General features: G+C 63.2%; 19 protein-coding genes, 1 tRNA gene and 1 pseudogene. 7 read left to right on the top strand and 14 right to left on the bottom strand.

From position 1 onward, the window contains the following. Window positions 1–76: transfer RNA gene (locus BLQ55_RS28550), tRNA-Glu, on the bottom strand. Between the two features lie 371 nt (window positions 77–447). Here BLQ55_RS28550 and BLQ55_RS28555 point away from each other — a divergent pair. After that, entirely contained in the window at window positions 448–1,206 is a 759-nt protein-coding gene (locus tag BLQ55_RS28555; RefSeq protein WP_072406400.1) for a hypothetical protein, read from the top strand. A gap of 226 nt (window positions 1,207–1,432) precedes the next feature. Here BLQ55_RS28555 and BLQ55_RS33015 read toward each other — a convergent pair whose 3' ends face one another. The 4 genes and pseudogenes from BLQ55_RS33015 to BLQ55_RS28570 all read right to left on the bottom strand — a co-directional run bounded on the left by BLQ55_RS33015 (window position 1,433) and on the right by BLQ55_RS28570 (window position 5,867). Further along, window positions 1,433–2,314, bottom strand: a complete 882-nt coding sequence (locus tag BLQ55_RS33015) for a methyl-accepting chemotaxis protein (RefSeq protein WP_371128556.1) — start codon at window positions 2,312–2,314, stop codon at window positions 1,433–1,435. A gap of 27 nt (window positions 2,315–2,341) precedes the next feature. Next, window positions 2,342–3,400 (bottom strand): annotated as a pseudogene (locus BLQ55_RS33020) (methyl-accepting chemotaxis protein); the annotation flags it as partial. Window positions 3,401–3,510: 110 nt separating this feature from the next. Continuing rightward, the gene (locus BLQ55_RS28565; protein ID WP_092201841.1) at window positions 3,511–4,899 is read right to left on the bottom strand and encodes an aminotransferase-like domain-containing protein; all 1,389 of its coding nucleotides are present in this window, start codon (window positions 4,897–4,899) and stop codon (window positions 3,511–3,513) included. A gap of 206 nt (window positions 4,900–5,105) precedes the next feature. After that, window positions 5,106–5,867: an SDR family oxidoreductase gene (locus BLQ55_RS28570; RefSeq protein WP_092201840.1), complete on the bottom strand. Its 762-nt coding sequence runs from the start codon at window positions 5,865–5,867 to the stop codon at window positions 5,106–5,108. A 224-nt stretch (window positions 5,868–6,091) separates the two neighbouring features. Here BLQ55_RS28570 and BLQ55_RS28575 point away from each other — a divergent pair, with 224 nt between their 5' ends. Next, a complete protein-coding gene (locus tag BLQ55_RS28575; protein ID WP_092258833.1) occupies window positions 6,092–7,096 on the top strand; it encodes an NADP-dependent oxidoreductase in 1,005 nt (334 codons plus the stop codon). A 117-nt stretch (window positions 7,097–7,213) separates the two neighbouring features. Here BLQ55_RS28575 and pyrF read toward each other — a convergent pair whose 3' ends face one another. Beyond that, window positions 7,214–7,912 (bottom strand): orotidine-5'-phosphate decarboxylase, encoded by a 699-nt coding sequence (pyrF, locus tag BLQ55_RS28580; RefSeq protein WP_060741184.1) that lies wholly within the window; start codon window positions 7,910–7,912, stop codon window positions 7,214–7,216. A 289-nt stretch (window positions 7,913–8,201) separates the two neighbouring features. Here pyrF and BLQ55_RS28585 point away from each other — a divergent pair, with 289 nt between their 5' ends. Together BLQ55_RS28585 and BLQ55_RS28590 are read left to right on the top strand one after the other, a co-directional pair. Beyond that, on the top strand, window positions 8,202–8,960 hold the full coding sequence (locus tag BLQ55_RS28585) for a response regulator (RefSeq protein ID WP_092258836.1): 759 nt from the start codon (window positions 8,202–8,204) through the stop codon (window positions 8,958–8,960). Further along, window positions 8,960–10,003, top strand: coding sequence for a sensor histidine kinase (locus BLQ55_RS28590; RefSeq protein WP_092258839.1), 1,044 nt, complete (start codon window positions 8,960–8,962; stop codon window positions 10,001–10,003). The genes BLQ55_RS28585 and BLQ55_RS28590 overlap by 1 nt, the downstream gene beginning before the upstream one ends. A 35-nt stretch (window positions 10,004–10,038) precedes the next feature. Here BLQ55_RS28590 and BLQ55_RS28595 read toward each other — a convergent pair whose 3' ends face one another. The 8 genes from BLQ55_RS28595 to BLQ55_RS28630 all read right to left on the bottom strand — a co-directional run bounded on the left by BLQ55_RS28595 (window position 10,039) and on the right by BLQ55_RS28630 (window position 16,371). Next, complete coding sequence (locus BLQ55_RS28595; protein ID WP_092258841.1) at window positions 10,039–11,076, bottom strand: AI-2E family transporter; 1,038 nt, start codon at window positions 11,074–11,076, stop codon at window positions 10,039–10,041. A gap of 63 nt (window positions 11,077–11,139) precedes the next feature. Further along, window positions 11,140–11,958 carry a DUF4892 domain-containing protein gene (locus tag BLQ55_RS28600; protein WP_092201830.1) on the bottom strand — a complete coding sequence of 273 codons (819 nt, stop codon included), beginning with the start codon at window positions 11,956–11,958 and terminating at the stop codon, window positions 11,140–11,142. 129 nt (window positions 11,959–12,087) lie between these two features. Further along, window positions 12,088–12,939 (bottom strand): alpha/beta hydrolase, encoded by an 852-nt coding sequence (locus BLQ55_RS28605; protein WP_092201828.1) that lies wholly within the window; start codon window positions 12,937–12,939, stop codon window positions 12,088–12,090. After that, entirely contained in the window at window positions 12,936–13,730 is a 795-nt protein-coding gene (locus tag BLQ55_RS28610; RefSeq protein ID WP_092258844.1) for an alpha/beta fold hydrolase, read from the bottom strand. Before BLQ55_RS28610 ends, BLQ55_RS28605 begins: the two co-directional genes overlap by 4 nt. 292 nt (window positions 13,731–14,022) lie before the next feature. Next, window positions 14,023–14,466 (bottom strand): hotdog fold thioesterase, encoded by a 444-nt coding sequence (locus BLQ55_RS28615; protein WP_092258847.1) that lies wholly within the window; start codon window positions 14,464–14,466, stop codon window positions 14,023–14,025. 52 nt (window positions 14,467–14,518) lie between these two features. Beyond that, window positions 14,519–14,971: a phosphohistidine phosphatase SixA gene (gene sixA / locus BLQ55_RS28620; RefSeq protein WP_092201824.1), complete on the bottom strand. Its 453-nt coding sequence runs from the start codon at window positions 14,969–14,971 to the stop codon at window positions 14,519–14,521. Continuing rightward, window positions 14,968–15,315: a DUF4389 domain-containing protein gene (locus BLQ55_RS28625; protein ID WP_053123936.1), complete on the bottom strand. Its 348-nt coding sequence runs from the start codon at window positions 15,313–15,315 to the stop codon at window positions 14,968–14,970. The genes sixA and BLQ55_RS28625 overlap by 4 nt, the downstream gene beginning before the upstream one ends. Before the next feature lie 30 nt (window positions 15,316–15,345). Next, complete coding sequence (locus BLQ55_RS28630) at window positions 15,346–16,371, bottom strand: NAD(P)H-dependent glycerol-3-phosphate dehydrogenase (RefSeq protein WP_092201822.1); 1,026 nt, start codon at window positions 16,369–16,371, stop codon at window positions 15,346–15,348. A 199-nt stretch (window positions 16,372–16,570) separates the two neighbouring features. Between BLQ55_RS28630 and BLQ55_RS28635 the strand changes: the two genes are divergently transcribed. Genes BLQ55_RS28635 through BLQ55_RS28645 form a run of 3 tightly spaced genes read left to right on the top strand, consistent with a single transcriptional unit; the run spans window position 16,571 to window position 21,525 of the window. Next, window positions 16,571–18,694 (top strand): TonB-dependent receptor plug domain-containing protein, encoded by a 2,124-nt coding sequence (locus tag BLQ55_RS28635; protein WP_092258850.1) that lies wholly within the window; start codon window positions 16,571–16,573, stop codon window positions 18,692–18,694. Next, the gene (locus BLQ55_RS28640; RefSeq protein WP_092201818.1) at window positions 18,695–19,627 is read left to right on the top strand and encodes an ABC transporter substrate-binding protein; all 933 of its coding nucleotides are present in this window, start codon (window positions 18,695–18,697) and stop codon (window positions 19,625–19,627) included. Beyond that, complete coding sequence (locus BLQ55_RS28645; protein ID WP_092201816.1) at window positions 19,624–21,525, top strand: ATP-binding protein; 1,902 nt, start codon at window positions 19,624–19,626, stop codon at window positions 21,523–21,525. Before BLQ55_RS28640 ends, BLQ55_RS28645 begins: the two co-directional genes overlap by 4 nt. Window positions 21,526–21,720 lie beyond the last annotated feature (195 nt).

Consider the following 21,720-nt stretch of genomic DNA (forward strand, 5'->3'; position numbering starts at 1 on the left):
TGGCGTCCCCTAGGGGACTCGAACCCCTGTTACCGCCGTGAAAGGGCGGTGTCCTAGGCCACTAGACGAAGGGGACACACGTACAACATTCACTGCCTAGAGCGTTTGGCTGAGTGCTTTACGCTGTAAGTGGCGCGCATTCTATGGATGGATTGAAGGGTCGTCAACCCCCAGATATAAATTTATTTAAATCAATGACTTCGCCCGGTTTGGGGGCGATCCGCGCATTTTGCTCGTCCGGTCTCTGACGCCTATATTCTGTCGCCCGCCGAGACGCTATAGTCGCGCCCGACAAATGATGGCAATGTGCTCTTACCCGATCATGCATCCTATAAACAGCACGACGCCCGTCTAATCACGTCGCTCGGGCCTATGCGCTTAAAAGCCAAGCCACTACACTCATGACATGCGTACCCTAATAAAGAGGTCTTACCGGTGACACCACTCATGATCACCCTGCTCGTCGTAGCCGGGATCGCCCTGTTGATCGCCATTGGCTACATGAACCACGTGGTGGAAAACAACAAGCTGGAAAAGGCCCGCACCAAGGTAGAACTCAACGACCGCATGCGTCGCTGTGGCGAGCTCACCGAAACATTCCCCGGGCAGTTGATGACCCCTGCCCTGAAGTTGTTGATGACGCGCCTCGAGATGAATGTCTGCCAGCGCCTGCTGAACCTGGAAAAAACCAATTCCGCGGTCAAGGCACGCCTGGATGAACTGAGCGCACTGGCTGCCCAGGGGGAGTCGATCCCGGTGAGCAATCCACCGGCACCGATCCAGACCGAAGCCAAGGCCAAGGACGTTCGCTTTCTGCTCGAGGCCTTGCATGGCCAGATCACCCGCGCCGCCCAGGACGGTTTCCTGCCGCCCAACGAAGCCAAGCGCTGGATCCGCGAAGTGCGGCACATCCTGGTGCTGCTGCACATCGAGTTCTTCAACAACCTCGGCCAGCAGGCTTTGCAGCAAGAACAACCCGGTCAGGCTCGCCTGGCCTTCGAGCGCGGCGTGCAGTACCTGCGCAAGCAACAGGAACCACAGGTCTACGCCGAGCAACTGGCCTACCTGGAGAAACTCCTGGCCCGCGCCAATGCCCAGGTCCTGGCCAGCACCCAGCCGGTCGAGGGCGAGGTCAACCAGTTGACCGAAGGCTTGAAGGACGACGAAATAAACGACGAGTGGAAGAAGAAGAAGGTCTACGACTGAGGCAACGCAGCCTCATCGTGGCGAAAGTACGAGCTTGTAGGAGCTGTCGAGTGCAACGAGGCTGCGATCTTTTGATCTTTCGCTTGAGGCTCAAGCGTTAGGGGAAAGATCGCAGCCTCGTTGCACTCGACAGCTCCTACGGTTCCTACGGCTCACAAGTTCATACCGCCCCATGAGGGCGCGGCACCCAACGGATGCCCTCTCGTAACAAGCTCTCGTTACTGCGTCACAACTTGAAATGCCCCACCATTCCTTTCAACTCAACCCCCAACTGCGCCAGCTCGATGCTGGAAGCGGCATTGCCGCGCATCGCCAGGGACGATTGATCAGCACTGGCGCGAATGCTGGTGACACTGCGGTTGATCTCTTCGGCCACCGAGCTCTGCTGCTCGGCTGCCGCGGCGATCTGTTGGTTCATCTGCTGGATCAACGACACCGCCGCCGCAATGCTGCCCAACGCGCTCTCGGTCTGCAGCGCGTCGCTGACCGCCATCTTCACCAGCTCGCCACTGCTCTGGATCTGCTGCACAGAAGCCTGGGCCGCTGAACGCAAGGCGCTCACCAGTCGCTCGATTTCCTCGGTGGACTGTTGCGTGCGCCTGGCCAGGGCCCGCACCTCATCGGCCACGACCGCGAAGCCCCTGCCCTGCTCCCCGGCACGGGCCGCCTCGATAGCGGCGTTGAGGGCCAACAGGTTGGTTTGCTCGGCCACGCTCTTGATCACACTCAGCACCGTGCCGATGTTCTGGATCTCGGCGCTGAGACTTTCGATGCTGGAACTGGCCGACGTGGCCGAATCGGCCAGTTGTTCGATGCGCACCATGCTCTGGCGCACCACCTGCTGGCCGCTTTCGACCTTGTCGTCGGCCGTCTGGGCCGCTTGTGCCGCTTCTTCGGCATTGCGCGCCACATCGTGCACGGTGGCCGTCATCTGGTTCATGGCCGTGGCGACCTGCTCGGTTTCCTCTTTCTGGCTGCTGACTTCCAGGTTGGTCTGCTCGGTCACAGCCGACAGCGACTGCGCCGAATTGGCCAACTGCTCGATCCCGGCCTGCAAGCCGCTGACGATACTGCTCAGCCCTGCGCCCATCTGTTGCATCGCCTGCATCAACTGGCCAATCTCGTCCCGGCGCGTCACTTCCACCGTGGCGCTCAAGTCACCCGCCGCGATCCGCTGGGCAACACGAATGACACTGCGCAGCGGCGTCACGATCAGCCGGGTGATGACCCACGCCGCGATCAATCCCACCAGCAACGCCAAGGCCGACGAACCAATGATCAGCAGCGAATTCTTCTTCAGTTCGGTCTGCATGGCCTGGTCTTCGGCACCGAAGGCCTGGTCGACCCGCGCCACCACTTGGTCGGCACGCTCGTGCAGTTGCTGGTAGACGACTTTTTCCTTCGCCAACAGGCCGGTGTACTCGGCCAGTTGCTCATTGAACCCAGCGATATGCCCGGCCACTTCATTAAGCACGGTCTGGTAACCGGGGTCCTTGACCGTGGTCTTGAGCGCTTCAGCCAGTTTCATGGCCTGCTCGGCCTGTTCGATGCTACCTTCTCCGGCGCCCTCGACATTGCCTTTGCGGCTCTGGTCCAAACGGACCCGCGCTTCGTTCATGGCCTGCAACATCAACCGCGACACTTCGCTGATCTGGTTGGCCTGCTCGATGAACTCGGCCCCTTCCTTGCCTTCGGAGTCCTTCAAGGCATAGGTACCGTCATCCGCCAGCCCGGCCTGCAATACATCGAGATTGTTGGCCACGCTGGACACCGACCAACTGGCCATTTCCAGCGCCAGGTCCTTGCTCTGGCTCAACCCGACAAACTCGTCGAATGCCTTGCGATACGCGCCCAGCGCCTGTTCAACGTCGTTCATCACCGGCACGTTGGCAGGCGACTGCGCCTTGAGCTCGTTCGCCATGGCCAGCAGCCCGTCGACACCCTGGCGCAGGGCATCGGCCGTCTTGGGGTCGGAGCGCGAGGCGTACTCCTGCTCCAGCAGCCGGACCTTGAGCAACCCGCTGTTGAGGGACGACATCTGCTTCAGGCCATCGAAGCGATAGCTGATGGTCTGCAGGGACCAGACGCCGATGGCCGCGACCACAGCGGTCAACAGCAGCACCAGGACAAATCCGATACCCAGTTTTTTTGCCATACCCAGGTTGGCAAAACGTCCTTGCACGGCCGAAATCATTGCGCTCAGTCCTCTGCCAGTGTGTGTTGATTGCAGATTCGCAACGAGACGCCCTGCAACACAAGATGCTGGCGTCGGAATAATGGCAAAAAGCTACAGCCGCGTCGTTTTCAGGACACTTGAGGTCGATCCAGAGCCGCGGCCCGGAAAAAACCCAGCGCCCGGGGATCACGGGCATAGGCTACGTTGATCCGTAGCCAGTCGCTGTCGGCGCCCGAAGGGCTGAAGGCCGTGGGCGAAGACAACAATACGCCGAACCGCTTGGCCAGACGCTGTAATCCAGCGTAGTCACTGATTGGCGGTCTTGCCCAAATGAAAAGCCCGCCGGCCGGTTTGCCAAAGACCTCCCAGTCGGCATCCTCCAATACCTGCAACAACGCCGCCGTATCGACGCCCAAACGCTGGCGCTGGCGCTGGACCAGTTTGCGATAGGCCCCATTGGCCAGGAGATTGGCCAGCACCGACTCACAGAACCGCGACCCACCCATGCTGGTGATGCCCTTGACCTCGCTCAGGCGCGCGATGATGGACGGCCCGGCCACCACGAAACCGACGCGCAACGAACTGCTCAGGGTCTTCGAGAAACTGCCCACGTAGACCACGTCGGCATCCAGCGCTGCCAACCGGGTCCGTGCCGAGTTCTGGAAGTCGCCATAGGCGTCGTCTTCGATCACCAGCACGGCGTGTTGCTTCGTCAGTTGCAACAACCGTTGGGCCACGGCCGGGGCCAGGTTGCTGCCGGTCGGGTTGTGACAGGCACTGTTGACGAACAGCGCACTGGGCCGGTGGGTCGCCAACAAGTCTTGCAACACATCGACGTCCGGACCGCGCGGGGTCCTGGGCAGCTCGATCATATCGATCTTGTGCAACCTGAGCAGGTCGAACAGGCTTGAATAGCCAGGGCTCTCCACCACCACGCAGGCGCCTGGCTGCAACAGTGTCCGCACGATCAGGTCCAGCCCATGGGTCGCCCCGGTGGTGGTCAGGATCAGGTCTTTATCGGCCTCGATATTGAATTGCTTCAGGCGCCTGGACAGTTGCTCACGCAGGGCGGGCAGCCCCAGCGACGTGCTGTAGTTGAACAACCCCGCCATGTCGGTGCGAGTGACCTGCCGGATCGCATAACCCAGGTCATCGCTTTCACGCCAGCTCTCGGGCAACCCGCCACACCCCAGCTTCAACGCCCCGGACGGGGAATCACCGCCCTCGGCGGGCCTATCCTGCCGCCGATCCGGGTCGATGCACGCGTGCCCGGATGTGGCGGCTGGCGCGACAAAAAAGCTGGAGCCATGCCGGGACGCCAACAGGCCTTGGGCAACCAGGCGCTCACACGCTTCATTGACGCTGGACTGGCTGAGCAGGTTCTGCCGCGCCAGTTGGCGCACCGACGGCAGGCGAGTCCCCGGTTGCACCGCATCCTGTCGGATCCAGCCGGTCAGTGCGTCGACGATTTGCTGCACGACAGGCACCAAGGCCTGCCGGTCGATTCTCAACTCCATGAGTAACCAAACTCCTAAGCGTTTGTTTTATTTCCGGAAACAGTTAAGCACAGGCCACCCGCGAACGATGTACGACAACGTCGCCAAAACCGCCGATTCTCACCCTTTGAAACACATTGATAGGCCGCTCCGAGGATGTTTCCCCCGGCCAAAGAAAAAGCCCGCAACCAGTGCGGGCTTCTTCCTACAAGCTCAGGGAAACGTCCTCAGAACGCCGTGACGCCGCCGTCCACCGCCAGGGAGTGGCCGGTGGTGAACGCCGCGCCATCGCTGCACAAATAGAGCACGGCGCTGGCGATTTCCTCGACCTTGCCGATACGCCCCACCGGGTGCATGGCATTGGCGAACTCGCCCTTTTTCGGATCCGCCTCATAGGCACGACGGAACATGTCGGTATCGATCACCGCCGGACACACTGCATTCACGCGGATCTTCTTCTTGGCGTATTCGATGGCGGCCGATTTGGTCAGGCCGATCACAGCGTGCTTGGAAGCGGCATAGATGCTCATCTTCGGCGCAGCGCCCAGGCCCGCCACCGAGGCCGTGTTGACGATGGCACCGCCGCCCTGGGCCAGCAGCAGGGGCAGCTGGTACTTCATGCACAACCAGACGCCCTTCACATTGACCCCCATGATCGCGTCGAACTCATCGAGGGTACCATCGGCCAATTTGCCCTTCTCGATCTCGATCCCGGCGTTGTTGAAGGCGTAGTCAAGGCGCCCATAGGTCTTGATCACCTGGTCCATCAGCTGCTGCACATCGCTTTCCAGCGTCACGTTGCAGCGCACGAATACCGCTTCGCCGCCCGCATCGCGAATCGACTGCACCGTACGCTCGCCGCCTGCCACGTCCAGGTCGGCCACGACCACTTTCAGGCCCTCTGCCGCGAACGCCTGGGCCGTGGCGCGGCCAATGCCGGCGGCGCCGCCGGTTACCACGGCGACCTGTCCGGAAAACGTCATGCTCATTGTCTGTTCCTCGAAGAATGCGGGGTCGCGCCAGTGTAGCCACAGCCTGGCGCGGCACGGCAGCACTATCCAGATGCCGGTTGGGCGTTCATGGGCGCCAGTGATAAGAGCCCTGGAGGCACTATCACTGGGTTGGATCGAAGTGCATTCGCTGGGGCGGCGAACCTTGCGGCAAACGCCTCGAAGGTCTATCAACAAGTCTTCATTCATCTTGAGTGCCAACCATGACTGCCCAGACCAATCGCCAGTTCCTGCTCGCCAAACGCCCGGTAGGCGCCGCGACCCGCGAGACTTTCACCTATCAGCAAGTACCGGTGGGCGAACCGGCAGCCGGCCAGATCCTGGTGAAGAACGAATACCTGTCCCTGGACCCGGCCATGCGCGGCTGGATGAACGAGGGCAAGTCCTACATCCCGCCGGTAGGCATCGGTGAAGTGATGCGGGCGCTGGGTGTCGGCCAAGTGATTGCCTCGAACAACCCGGGGTTCGCGGTCGGGGACTACGTCAACGGTGCCCTGGGTGTGCAGGATTATTTCCTCGGCGAGCCAAGGGGTTTCTACAAAGTCGATCCGAAACTGGCACCGCTGCCACGTTATTTGTCCGCCCTGGGCATGACCGGCATGACCGCTTATTTCGCTCTGTTGGAGGTCGGCGCGCCCAAGGCCGGCGAGACCGTGGTGCTGTCGGGCGCCGCCGGTGCGGTGGGGAGCATCGCCGGGCAGATTGCCAAGATCAAAGGCTGTCGTGTGGTGGGCATCGCTGGCGGTGCCGACAAATGCAAATTCCTGGTCGATGAATTGGGCTTCGACGGCGCCATCGACTACAAGAACGAAGACGTCCACGCCGGCCTCAAGCGTGAATGCCCCAAAGGCGTGGATGTGTATTTCGACAACGTCGGGGGCGACATCCTGGATGCCGTGCTCAGCCGCCTGAACCTCAAGGCCCGCGTGGTGATTTGCGGTGCCATCAGCCAGTACAACAACAAGGAAGCGGTGAAGGGCCCCGCCAACTACCTGTCACTGCTGGTCAACCGGGCCCGCATGGAAGGTTTCGTGGTGATGGACTACGCCGCGCAGTTCGCCGCCGCCGGGCAGGAAATGGCCGGCTGGATGGCCAAAGGGCAGCTCAAGAGCAAGGAAGACATTGTGGAAGGGCTGGAGACCTTCCCCGAGACGCTGACCAAATTGTTCAGCGGGGAAAACTTCGGAAAACTCGTACTCAAGGTCTGACACAAAACAACTGTGGGAGCGAGCTCGCTCGCGATGAGGCCCTGTCAGTCAACATTGCTATTGATTGACATACCGCTATCGCGAGCAAGCTCGCTCCCACAAGGGATATCAGTTTGCTCAGGCCAGTTCGGCCACGACCGCCGCCAGCGCCTGCGCCGGATCGGCGGCCTGGCTGATCGGGCGACCGATCACCAGGTAGTCGGAACCGGCATCCAGCGCCTGACGCGGGGTCAGGATGCGACGCTGGTCGTCCTGGGCGCTGCCCGCCGGACGAATCCCCGGGGTCACCAGTTGTAACGACGGGTGGGCCGCTTTCAGGGCGCCAGCTTCCAGGGCCGAACAGACCAGACCGTCCAGGCCGGCCTTCTGCGCCAGCGCCGCCAACCGCAGCACCTGCTCCTGAGGCTCGATGTCCAGTCCGATCCCGGCCAGGTCCTCGCGCTCCATGCTGGTCAGCACGGTCACGCCGATCAGCAACGGTTTCGGGCCGCTGCGCTGATCCAGCACTTCACGGCAGGCCGCCATCATGCGCAGGCCACCGGAGCAATGCACGTTGACCATCCATACGCCCATCTCCGCAGCCGCCTTGACCGCCATGGCGGTGGTGTTGGGAATGTCGTGGAACTTCAGGTCCAGGAACACTTCGAAACCCTTGTCACGCAGGGTCCCGACAATTTCCGAAGCGCAACTGGTGAACAGTTCCTTGCCGACTTTGACCCGGCAAAGCGTGGGGTCCAACTGGTCGGCCAGCTTCAGGGCGGCGTCACGGGTGGGGAAATCCAGGGCGACGATAATGGGCGTCTGGCAGGCGGACATGAGCGGGCTCTCAGGCAAGTCGAAATCGGCGCGCATTGTAGCGGAACGAGCGCCCGTGCGGGACCCGATGATCGGTAAATCTCATCGCCCCCCAGCAGCATGGACGATAGCGGCCTTTGTGTCGAAGCCGATACATTCATGACATGCGTACAACACGTCGACACGCTACCGTCCGCCGCCGCAACCCGCTCTTTCAGCGCTTCACGCCGCGCGGCACGACGCCTATGCTGAAGCCTCTACCTCGCCGCCTTCTTCGCGGTTGGCAGCCTACCTGGCAGATGATGCATCCATGCAGAACACCCCTGTTGCAAATTCTGACTATCAAAAAGTGTCCGACGACGAAAAGCGCTGGAGCACCCGTGCGCTGATCGTCGACGACGACGTGCCGATCCGCGAGCTGCTGATCGACTACCTGGCCCGTTTCAGCATACGGGCCAGCGGCGTGACCGATGGCGCGGCCATGCGCCAGGCGATGCAGGCCGAGCACTTCGACGTGGTCGTGCTCGACCTGATGCTGCCGGGTGAAGACGGTTTGCAGTTGTGTCGCTGGTTGCGCGCCGAATCGGACATCCCGATCCTGATGCTCACCGCCCGCTGCGAACCCACCGACCGCATCATCGGCCTGGAACTGGGCGCCGATGACTACATGGCCAAGCCGTTCGAACCCCGTGAACTGGTGGCGCGTATCCAGACAATCCTGCGCCGGGTACGTGACGACCGTACCGAGCAACGGGCCAATATCCGTTTTGACAACTGGCGGCTCAACAGCGTGCTGCGCCAACTGATCTCGGTCGATGGGCTGGTGGTCCCCCTGTCCAACGCCGAGTTTCGCCTGTTGTGGGTCTTCATCGAACGGCCGCGCCGGGTGCTCAGCCGCGAACAGCTGCTGGACGCGGCACGCGGCCGCTCCATCGAAGCGTTCGACCGCAGCATCGACTTGCTGGTATCGCGCCTGCGCCAGAAGCTGGGCGACGATCCCAAGGCCCCCCAACTGATCAAGACCGTACGCGGTGAGGGCTACTTGTTCGATGCCCGGGACATCGGTTGATGCGACTGCGCCTGGACTCACTGTTTGGCCGCCTGTTTGGCGTGCTGCTACTGGCGATTGTCCTGGCGCATCTGTTGGCCTTTGCCTGGTTTTTCCATTACGACCAGCCGCCCCCCGGGCCACCGCCAGGAATGAGCCAACAAGGCGAAGCCCCCCCGCGCTTCGGCCCGCCCCCCAACCATCGTCCGCGTCCCTGGTTCGGTGGCCCGGTGGTGCCACTGACCTTTCAATTCGTGTTCCTGATCATCGCGGCCTGGTACGGCGCCAAGCTCCTGACCCGACCGATCCAACGCCTGAGCGATGCCGCCGAGCGCCTGAGCGAAAACCTCGACAGCCCGCCGCTGGATGAAAACGGCCCCCGTGAGGCACGGCAGGCAGCCCATACGTTCAACCTGATGCAGCAACGGATCCGCGAGCAGGTGCAGCAGCGTTCGCGCATGCTCGGCGCGGTGTCCCACGATCTGCGCACGCCGCTCTCGCGGCTCAAGCTGCGCCTGGAACAGATCGATGACATCAAGCTGCAAGGCCAGATGCGCCAGGACCTGGACGACATGATCGGCATGCTCGATGCCACCCTGACTTACTTGCACGAACAACGCACCAGTGAAGCGCTGCAATGGATGGACGTGCAGGCCTTGGTGGAGTCATTGAGCGAAAACGCCCAGGACCAGGGCGCCGATGTGCAGGTCAGCGGCGCTTGCGCCCCACTGCAGGTGCAACCCATGGCACTGCGCTCGTGCCTCAACAACCTCATCGACAACGCCCTGCGCTACGCCGGCCATGCCTTGATTGCCCTGCAAGACCAGCCACACCAGGTATCGATCCGGGTCATCGACCACGGCCCCGGTATTGCGGCGGACAAACGCGAGGCGGTGTTCGAGCCCTTTTTCCGCCTGGAAGGCTCGCGCAATCGCAACTCCGGCGGTGTCGGCCTGGGCATGACCATCGCCCGGGAAGCCACCGAACGCCTGGGCGGGCAGTTGAGCCTGGATGAAACGCCGGGGGGTGGGTTGACGGCGGTGATCAGCCTGCCTCGCCGCTAAGCCCTTGTCTGCCCTGTGGGAGCGAGGCACTCAAACTATCGCGCCTGGCTCTTGCTCCAGTCCGTCAACAGGCTGTACGCCACCGCCAACAGGGTCGGGCCGATGAACAGGCCGATGAAACCGAAGGCGATCAACCCGCCGAACACCCCCAGCAACACGATGACCAGGGGCAGGTTTCCGCCACGGCTGATCAGGTAGGGTTTGAGCACGTTGTCCACGCCACTGATGATGAAGGTGCCCCAGATGCCGAGGAACACCGCCATCCCGTATTCCCCCTTCCACACCAGCCAAGCCGTGGCGGGGATCCATACCAGGGGCGGCCCCATGGGGATCAGGCTCAGCAGGAACGTGGCGATCCCCAGTACCAGCGCCCCCGGCACCCCGGCGATCAGGAAGCCGATCAGCGCCAGCACGGCCTGGGCCGCCGCGGTGCCGATCACGCCGTTGACCACCCGCTGCACTGTACCGGCCACCAGTTCGATGTAGTAACCGGCACGGTCGCCAATCAGACGTTCCAGCAAACCATGGACGAACGCCGCCAGGCGCGGGCCGTCGCGATAGAAAAAGAACACGAACACAATACTCAGGGTCAGTTCGAGTATGCCGCCGCCAATCTGCGCACTGCGGGCCAACAGCCAGTTGCCGACCTGTCCCAGGTACGGCTTGATGGACACCATCATGGCCGCGCCCTGCTGATCGATGCTGTTCCAGATGCCCACCAACCGCCCCCCCACCAGGGGAATAGCGGCAAGCCAGTCAGGGGCTTCGGGCAAGCCATCGACTTGGACGTCCCTGATGAACGCGGTGGCATCGCGCACATGGTCGGCCAGGTTGAAACCCAACCACACCAGCGGCACCGCCACCAGCAGCATCCAGCCCACCGTCAGTAACGCCGCCGCCAGGGATTCGCGACCATTGACCCAGCGGGTCAGCAGGCGCATCAACGGCCAGCTGGCGAACGCCAGCACCGCGCCCCAGAACAGCGCCGACCAGAACGGCGCCATGACCCAGAGGCTTGCGCCGAACAACACCAGAAGCAGGATCTGCACCAACAGCCGATCGTTATTGAGCATGTAGGGTCTCGAAAAAATGAACAGGACCGGGGCACGGCTGTGAAACCACCGCCCCGAGACAGCTTAGCGCAGCAACTCCAGGTGCAATCCCGCCGCCTCGCCGCTGGCGGCCTCCATGCGCGCCGCCCGGACGCCCTGGCCCGCCAGCGCCTCGAGCCAGTCCTCGGCCCGGGGCCCGGCGATACTGACCCGCAGGCCCGTGTCCAGGTTCAGCGCCCGGGACAACAGGCGCAACCAGGTGTCGTCCGGCTCGCCGGCAAGACGCGGCAAGTCCAGGACTCCGGTGTCCTTGAGCTGGCGCAACAGGGTGGCCGATGTCGGCAGCAAGTCCCCCAACGCAGCATTCGCCTCGAACTGCTCGACGTGCAGGTAGGCCTTGCGATTGCCACGGGTGATGGCATACAGCGCAATCAGCGTGTTGTCCGCGGGCGGCGCCAGGCGCAGCAGCAGGAAGGCCTGGCCGTTGTCGGCGCCATAGAGCTTGGCATTGCCGAAGACGTCGTTGGCCCACAGGCTGCTTTCGCCGCAATCGCGGGCCTGGCACCAGAACAACAGCTCGGCGCCCTGTTTCTGCAACGCTTCGCGCGCCGCGGTGAAGGCCTGGGTCGCGGAATGTTCCGGCGGCAGCTCATAGGTGACCGACGTGACATTCCCACGGGCATCGACTTGGCCGTCAAAGCGCAACTGGCCGCTGATCTTGCGGATCGAGCCCATGGGGTAGACACGTTCCAGGTCGCTGGTTTGCCGATAATCGACGATCTGTGCATCGGGCATGCGTGGCACGCGATCCAGGTCGCGACTGCCCGGCACATCGGCCGCGAACGACGCCGGGCTGAAGCAGGCCAGCACCAGCAGGACGAGTAAGTGAACGGATAATTTCATCGGATCGGCTTGGCCTGGGACGCTTGGACGCGACGGGCGTCGCCGATGCACCGCGAGGCTGGCAAACAGAGGTCTGTCATGGTTGTCTCCCTTTCAACCCGCCCAGCCTCGACAGTTGCCCGGCGCAAGTCAAGGAACAGTGAAGAACCGATTGAAACAGTCTGCTACAAGCCCGGCACCGACCTCATCGTTAAGGTGCAGATGATGGCCGCCCGGCAACTGCTCATGACTGAAGGGTAGACGCTCCAGCAGTTCCGGGTGCTGGGCCAGCATGCCGTCGGCCGCCACCACCAGATGCGCCGGACAAGCGACCCGCGCAACGAACGCCATGGCCTGCTCCTCGGTCAGGCGCAGGGGCGATGGCAGGGTCAGGCGGTTGTCGGTGCGCCAGGTATAGCCCCCGGGCACCGGCATCAGGCCACGCTGGGCCAGTAACTCGGCGGCCTCGCGGCTGACCGCTACCAACCCCTTCATACGCACTTCGATGGCCCGGTCGAGGGTTTTATAGACCGGCTTGCGTTTTTGCTGCAAATCCAACTGGGCTTGCAGGGCCATGCCCATGCGTTCGGCCGCGTTATCGCCTTTGGCTGTAGGAGGAATCACTCCGTCGATCAACCCCAGGTGCGTCACCCGTTCCGGCAGGGAACCGGCCAGCACCAGCGAGACAATGGCGCCCATGGAATGCCCCAGCAGGGCGAAGCGCTTCAAGCCCAGTTGTTCGGCCACTTGCAGCACATCATGGACATAGTCCCACAAGGCATAGCTGGCGCCCGGCGGTCGATGCCCGGAATGACCGTGACCGGCCATGTCCAGGGCGATCACCCGCAGCCCCGCGAGCCTGGGCGCCAGACGGGCGAAGCTGTTGGCGTTGTCCAGCCAACCGTGCAGGGCAATCACCGGCAGCCCGTCTTCCGGGCCGAACAAATGAGCCGCCAACTCGATGTGAGGCAGGCTCAGGCGGACCTCCTCGACCATGCTCATGCGCTACGCCCTTCCCAGCGCTGGAACAGGTTCTTGAGCAGATTGGCCGTGTCTTGTGGGCGTTCGAGGGGAAACATATGGCCGCCGGGCATGCTCAGGGATTCGCCATGGAGCATACGCCCCACCGAACGGGTGTGATGCCGCATCACCACGCGACTCTGCCGGCCGCGCACCACCGCCAGCGGCACCTTGAGCTTACGGGGCCGTCCCGGGCTGGTGTGCGGCACGCCGCGGTAGATACTGATTTCCGTGGCCGGGTCGAAGCGCAGGCGCAACCGGCCGCCGACTTGTTGCAGGCCGTGTTGCAGGTAGGCGTCGAAGCAATCCGGGTCAAAGCCGCGAAACAGTGTCTTGCCGGCAAAATACTGCCGGGCGGATTCCAGGTCAGCGAACTCCTCGCGCCGCCCCAGCGTCCGGCCCGCCGGGGTCAGGCGATCGATGAACCCCAGGCGCTTGGCGGCCAGGATCACCCACTGGTCGGTACGGGTCAGCACTGGCGAATCGAGCATGACCACGCCGCGATACAACTGCGGGCAGCGCAACGCCGCGTGCAGGTGCAGCACGCCGCCCAGGGAGTGGCCAACGCCCCACACCGGCGCCGGTTGCTGTTCCAGGTGATGGATCAGTTCGTCCACCAGGTTGTGCCAGTTATCGTCCACCGGAAAACGCGGGTCATGGCCATGCAGTTCCAGATGCGCGACCTGGTACTGCGGCGCCAATGCGGCGAACAGCTTGCCGTAAGTGGCCGAGGGGAAACCGTTGGCGTGGGCGAAAAAAATCTGTTGCGACATGACAGCCGATCCATTGGGGGAACTGCGGCAGATTGTCCGCAGAACCCGACGGCGCGGCAATGACCGTAACTGACAGGAATGATGACAGTCGGGCTTGGGCTATGGTGTCGGGCGATGCAAGCCTGCGCCGTAGGAGCTGCCGAAGGCTGCGATCTTTTGATCTTTCACTTGGGACTCAAGTGTCTGGGGAAAGATCGCAGCCTCGTTGCACTCGACAGCTCCTACACACCCCAGCGGGAGCAAGCGCTCTCGCCACAAGAGCTGCCCATCCGTCACAAACATCAATCGGGCTTCACCGTCCCGGCGGCTGCTCACCCACCGGCACCACCGCCATGGTCAGGCGCGACACGCAGTTGACCTTGCCCTCGTCGTTGACCAGGCGGATGTCCCAGACCTGGGTGGTGCGCCCCAGGTGGACCACCCGGGCCGTGGCGGTCACCCGTCCACTGCGCACACCGCGCAGATGGTTGGCGTTGATCTCCAGGCCCACGCAATAGAACTTGCTGGTGTCCACGCAGAGATAGGCAGCCATGGAGCCGACCGTTTCGGCCAGCACCACCGAAGCACCGCCATGCAGCAGGCCGAACGGCTGATGGGTGCGCTGATCGACCACCATGCTGGCGGTCAGGGATTCGTCGTCGAAGGACTCGAACCGAATGTCCAGCACTTCGCTGATGGTGTTTTTACCGGCCGCGTTCAGTTTCTCGATGTCGGGGGTGGTGCGCCACAGACTCATCGTTGCCCTTCCTGTGTGATTGTTGTCTTGCCCAGTCCTGCAACCGCTCTGTTCAGGGGTGCCTGATGCCCTTGAGCACCATCGCCCCGGCCAGCGGCATATCGCCTTCCAGCTCGGCCAGGCCGGCGGTTTGCACTTGCTCGGGTTGTTGCAGATGGCCGTGCTGCAGCAAGCCCAGCAGGCTGCCCACCAATGGGTTATGGCTGACCAGCAGTACATCGTCCTGATCCTCCAGATGCCTTAGCACCTCCGCCGGCCGGGTCTCTGGCGTGAGCCAATCAACGGTGATCAGTTCAGGTTCGAACCCCAGTGCTTCACGTACCAGTTGCGCGGTCTGCTGGGCCCGCACATAAGGGCTGGCGTAGATGGCCCGCAACGGCTCGCCCATCAACCGGCCGGCGCTGAGCAACACCTCCTCGCGGCCGTGCACCGTCAAGACTCGTTCCGGATCGGGACGGACACCATGGGGCTCTGCCTCACCGTGACGCAATACCCACAGTTTCATAGCTTCGGCTCCTCGTCCCGGACGGGATGCGGTGCCGGAGCCACGGCGTGTGGCGCTTCGCCTTCAGGCGTGCGTGGGGTCGGCCAGTCGGCGAACGGCCAAGGCTTCTGGTCGCTGTGGAAGGTGCCGAAGCGGCCGATCTGCGCCAGGAACTGGCTCAGGCTGTCGCCGAAATTCATCAGGCTGGCACTGGGCGCGCCGTAGATCAGCCGATAAATCAATTGCACCAGAACCACGGCGCCGAGGATGAATTGCGCCACCTGCCAGACCAGCAGATAGACCACCATCCACAGCACACGCAGCAGGATGGATTCGTATTGGGGTTGCCCTTGCGGATCGTTCATGGCTCGCTCCTGCTTGCGGTCAATAGCGGTTCAGTTGAAACCGCTGGTGGAAATGAAATCGACGTCGGTCTTCGGTTCGCCACGCATCAACAGCTCGATCACCTGCTCAAGCGTGCGCCCTTCGAACAGAATCGCGTGCAGCCCGGCGACCAGCGGCATATACACCCCCGCCTCCTGGGACTTGGCCTTGAGCACCTTGAGGGTGTTGACCCCTTCAGCCACTTCACCCAGGCGCGACACGGCCTCGTCAAGGCTCAAGCCTTGGCCGAGGGCAAAACCGACTTGGTAGTTGCGGCTCTTGGGCGAGGAACAGGTGACGATCAGGTCGCCCACCCCGGCCAATCCCAAGAAGGTCATCGGATTGGCACCCTGGCTGACGGCGAAGCGGGTCATTTCCGCCAGCGCGCGAGTGATCAGCATGCTCTTGGTGTTCTCCCCCATGCCCAGCGCCACCGCCATGCCGGCGATGATGGCATAGACATTCTTCAACGCCCCGCCCAGCTCCACCCCGAAACGGTCGGCGCTGGCATAGACCCGAAAGGTGCGGCCATGGAGTGCGGCCTGGACCCGTTGGCACAGCGCTTCGTCCTCGCTGGCGACCACCGTGGCGGTCAAGGCGTGCTCGGCGATTTCCCGCGCCAGGTTCGGCCCGGAAATCACACCGATCCGCGCCTTGGGGGCGATTTCTTCGAGAATCTCGCTCATCAGCTTGAAGGTCTGGGCTTCGATGCCCTTGGTCAAGCTCACCAACAACTTGCCGCTCAAGCGCTCGGCATGGGACGCCAGCACCGAGCGCAAGGCACTGGACGGCAAGGCGACGAAGAACAGGTCGCTGCCCTCCAGGGTGGCCTGTAAGTCAGTCACCGGTACCACTTCCGGGCGGATCTTGATGCCCTTGAGGTAACGCGGGTTTTCGCGGTTGACCCGGATGGCCTCGGCCTGTTCCGGGTCACGCATCCACTGGCGCACCGGGTGACCGTTCTCGGCCAGCAGGTTAGCCACGGCGGTACCGAAACTCCCACCCCCCAGGACCGCAATCGGGCGCTGTTCAGTCATATGCAATCCGTTCATCCATACCAAGTGGCAATGCGGGGCATTATACGGAGCGGCCGGATGGCGACCAGCCCCGGCAACAATTACCGCCAGCTGTAGGAAGCTGACCATTAATTCCTAGGAAAATGCTGTCAACGTGAATGGAAAAGTCGTTCAGCTCAGTTAACATGCCCGTCACCCACCCATTCCCGTAGGCTGTGCCGTGTCCGTTGGCCCTTCCCGCTCAGGTTCGTCCCTGCTATTGGCACTGATCATCAGCCCGCCAGTGCTGGCTGACGACTTGTTCGTGGACAGCCAGCCCCTGCCCCAGGTGCTGACGGCCACGCGCCTGAAGCAATCGCCAGCGGCGGTGCCGGGCAGCATGACCGTGCTCGACAGCGAGTTGATCAAGGCCAGCGGCGCCCGGGACATCAGCGAACTGCTGCGCCTGGTGCCGGGCATGATGGTCGGCAACATCACAGGCAACCAGGCGGCCGTGAACTACCATGGCACCAATGCCAGCGAAGCCCGGCGCATGCAAGTGCTGATCGACGGCCGCTCGGTGTACCGCGCCGGCCTGGCCACGGTGGACTGGAGCGATATTCCGGTGGCCATGGAAGACATCGAGCGGATCGAAGTCTTCCGCGGCCCCAACACCGTCAGTTATGGCGCCAACGCGCTGATGGCGGTGGTCAACATCATCACCCGCGCCCCGGCCGACAGCCACGGCACCCGGCTGAAAATCACCCGGGGCCAGCGTGGCATCAGTGACTGGTACGCCAGCCAGGGCAGCGGCTGGGAAGGCGGCGACCTGCGGCTGTCGCTGTCCGGCCAGGAAGACGATGGCTTTGACAGCGACCGCAACGGCGCCGACTACCGCGACAGCCGCCGCCTGAACCGCTTCAACCTGTCCGTCAGCCAGACCCTGGACGAACGGCAGAGCCTCGACTGGCAATTGAACGCCAAGGATGGGACCAACCAGCGGCCTTATACCTACCATCCCGTGTTTGCCGGGATTACCGCCGCTGGGGATAACTCCGACGTCATCGCCAAGGACTACGCCGGCTCACTGCGCTGGAACCTGGACCTGGACCCCGATCACAGCCTTTATGTACAGGGCTCGATCCAACACTGGGATCGCCAGCAGACCTGGCGCGCCTGTGACGCCGAGGTGTCCTTCAGCCCGCAACTGACCGACCTGTGGCAGCTCAACCCCAACTATGCCGAGAAGCTGGCGCGCAATATCCCCAGCTACACCAGCACCGGCGCGCCACCCGGCACGCCACAGGAACAGGCGCTGGCCAATCAGGTGCTCGACCAGTGGCGCAACGGCGCCTCGCAAACCCTGTGTGGCGATATCGACCAGAGCACCCGGGAATCGCGCTACGACCTGGAGATCCAGGACACCCTGAGCCTGTCCGACAGCCTGCGACTGGTCACCGGGGCCAACTATCGCTACGACCGGGCCGACTCGGAGACGTACTTCAACGGCACCCTGGATGACACCACCTGGCGCCTGTTCGGCCAGCTCGAATGGCGGGCCACCGAGCATTGGCTGTTGCAGGGCGGCGCGATGTTCGAAGACACCCGCCTGACCGGCAGCTCGCTGACTCCGCGGATCGCCGTCAATTACCTGATCACTCCACGCCATGGCCTGCGGGCGGTGTACTCCGAAGCCGTGCGCTCGCCGGACATGTTCGAGAACAACGTCAACTGGAGCTATCAGGTCACCAACCTGCAACCCGCCGCCTTCGGCCAGAACAGTGCCCGTTACTTCGTCCAGACCCGCGGCCCGGGCAACCTGGAACAGGAACACATGCGCTCGCGGGAGCTGGGCTACAACGGCTACTTCGTGGACCTGGGCCTGGCGGTCGATGTGAAACTGTTCCATGACGAAATCACCGGCATGATCAGCGAGCCGCTGCGCAACAATCAGTACATTGCCAGCAACTCCAACGAATCACAGTTCTCCGGGGTCGAGACCCAGTTCGACTGGCGCATGACCAGCGCCGACCGCCTGCGCCTGACCTATGCCTATGTCGACGCCCAGGCCAGCAACCCCCTCGACGAACAACTGACCGCCCGCAACAGCGGCTCGGTCGGCTGGCTAAGGGACTGGGGCCAAGGCTGGAACAGCGCGCTGTTCTATTACGCCGCCGACGACCTCAACGGCTATCGCTTCGAACGGGTGGACACCCGCATCGCCCGGCGCATTCCCCTGGGCAAGGCCAGCCTGGAACTGGCAGGCGTCCTGCAGCAGCGCCTGGACAACCAGCCTATGACCTTCGTCGACAACCGCTACGACGCCCGCCATGTCGTGTACTTCAGCGCGGAGTTGTCGTTCTAGATGTCCCGGCACTCCCTCCGCAAGATGCCATTTCATGGCCACCTGACGCTGGCCCTGTGCCTGGTGTTTGCCGGTTGGCTGACAACCCTCCAAGCCCGGGCCGCCGAAATCCTGTTGACCGGCGCCGAGGACAGCCCCGGCGTGCAGTCTTTCACCCAGGCCCTGAAAGCCCTGCGCCCCGAAGACAGCGTGCGGTTTACGCCGCTGGCCAACCTGCCGGCGCCGGACAAGTTGCCGGATAATGTCCGCCTGGTTCTGCTTGACCTGCCCAGCCTGGATTGGCGCCTGCAAGACGCCCGGGGCCCGGCCACCCTGGTCCTGCGCATCAGCCGCCAGCAAGCCCGCGAGCGCCTGGGCGAGGCCACGCCCGCGCACCTGAGCCTGCTGTGGAGCGATCCACCGATGGCCCGGCAATTGCGGCTGATCCGCACCATCCTGCCGCAAGTGCGACAGGTCGGCGTGCTGTACGACGCCCACAGTGAATTCCTGCTCAAGGAGATCCGCCAGGCAGCGGCACCGCTGGGCCTGGTGATCGTCAGCGAACGCTGGGACGACACCAGCGACAGCCGTCCCCTGCAAAACCTGCTGGGCCAGAGCGACGTGCTGCTGGGCCTCGATGACCCCGACTTGTACAACCCCAAGACGGTGAAGAACCTGTTGCTCAGCAGCTATGCCCGGCAACGTGCGCTGATCGGGCCCAGTGCGGCATTCGTCAAGGCCGGTAGTCTGGCCAGCACTTACAGCGACCAGCAAGACTGGCTGGCGATTCTCGACGAGCTGCTCGACCGCCCCGCCACGACCTGGCCACGCACGCTGTATCCGGACCGCTTCAAAGTCCTGGGCAACCGGCAGGTCTCCCGCTCGCTGGGGATCGAACCGATTGACGCCGAATCCGTCGCGGCAACGTTGGCCGAAGGAGAACACCGCCCATGACCTTGCGTCGTCGTTGGGACATCAATACCCGCACCCAGCTCATCGCCCTCGGTCCGGCGTTGCTGCTGACCGTGCTGCTGATCAGCTTCTTTACCTTCGTGCGGATCCAGGACTTGCGCCAGGAGCTCAATCACACCGGGCAACTGATCGCCAACCAACTGGCCCCCGCCACGGAGTACGGGGTGATTTCCGGCAACAACGAAGTGCTGGAAAGCTTGCTCACCGCGACCCTGGCGACCCCGCACGTGCGCTTCCTGGAGGTCCAGGACAGCACCGACAAGGTCCTGGTGTACGTCGAACAACCCGAGCAGGCCCACAGCCGTGCCCAACAGATCGAAGTCTTCCAGGCCCCGGTGCGCCTGCAGCGCATTGCCCTGAACAATGACTTCCTGCAAGGCAACAGCACCGCCGTCGAGGCGCCCGGCGAAGATTACCTGGGCCGTGTGATCGTCGGCATGTCCAGTGACGCCTTCAGCCAGCGGCAGCAGGAGATCCTGTTCAAGGCGGCCATCCTGGCACTGTTCGCCCTGCTGTTCACCTTCCTGGTGGCGCGCCGGCTGGCGACCAACCTGTCCCGGCCGATCCGCGACATCGGCAACGCGGTCAAGGCCATCCAGCAAGGCGACTACAGCACCCCGCTGCCCGTCGTCGATGATGCCGAACTGGGGGCCTTGTCGCGGCACATCAACAACCTGGCCGACGGCCTGGAACAAGCCAGCCGCGAACAGCACCAGGCCATGGCACAGTTGATCAAGACCCGCGAGGAAGCGGAAAAAGCCAACAGCGCCAAGTCCGAGTTCCTGGCGATGATGAGCCATGAACTGCGCACGCCCATGAACGGTGTACTGGGCATGCTGCAGCTGCTGGAAACCACCCGCATGACCGACGAACAGCACGAGTACACGGCACTGGCGTCGGAATCCACCGAGCACCTGCTGAAGGTGATCAACGACATCCTCGACTTCTCGCGCATCGAACGCTCGGCCTTGGAACTGGAGCACATTCCGTTCAACCTGGCCGAACTGGTGGGCAGTTGCGCGCAGTCGTTCCAGCACAGCGCCGCGCAGCGCAAGCTGGGCCTGGACCTGCTGGTCCCGGACGACATGCAGGCCTTGCAGGTGCAGGGCGATCCGACGCGGATACGGCAGATCCTGGTGAACCTGATCGGCAACGCGCTGAAATTCACCGAGCAAGGCCGTGTCACCGTGCAATGCCAATGGCAGGCCCTGGACCACGAACTGCTGTGGTTCACCTGCACGGTGCGCGACAGTGGCATTGGTATCCCCGCCGAAAGCCTGGAGCGCATGTTCGACGCCTTCCAGCAGGCCGACAGTTCGATTTCCCGGCGCTACGGCGGCACTGGCCTGGGCCTGCCGATCGCCCGCACCCTGGCCGAACGCATGGGCGGGACGCTGCGGGCCCAGAGCGAAGAAGGCCAGGGCTCGGTGTTCACCCTCGAGATCCCCCTGGCCCTGTCGCGCCAGGCGCCGCCGACCCTGGCACCGCGCCTGCCCACCGGTAGCGGCGATGGCGAAGGTCGCAACGTGTTGCTGGTGGAAGACAATCCGGTCAACCAGACGGTGATCGAAGCCATGCTGCGCAGCCTGGGTTTCACCGTCAGCGTCGCCACCGATGGCGCCCAGGCCGTACGCAGCGCCGAAAGCCTGATCTTCGAAGCGATCCTCATGGATTGCCGCTTGCCCATCATCGATGGCTACGAAGCCACCCGGCAGATCCGGCAGTTGCCGGGCTGCGGCGAGGTGCCGATCATCGCCCTGACGGCCAACGCCTTGCAGGGCGATCGCGAAGCCTGCCTCGCGGCGGGCATGAACGATTACCTGGCCAAGCCGTTCAAAAGGAACGACCTGCAGCAGATTCTGCAGCGCTGGGTGAATTAGAACCGCTCACCGGACCATCTGTGACTGGCGTGAAAGGCGAAAGTGCGGCAGTCTTAGGCACCCGAACAAGCCTCGATCGGGGCTTGAATAAAAATTTCAGTGCACAGGTGTACATTCATTTCCCGTGTGCTGTGACTTTCACTACAACGCAATAGTCTATGAGTAGGCTGTCGATTCGAGGCATGAACGCTTCGA

Source organism: Pseudomonas sp. NFACC13-1, assembly GCF_900104425.1.
Taxonomy (GTDB): Bacteria; Pseudomonadota; Gammaproteobacteria; order Pseudomonadales; family Pseudomonadaceae; genus Aquipseudomonas; species Aquipseudomonas fluorescens_AA.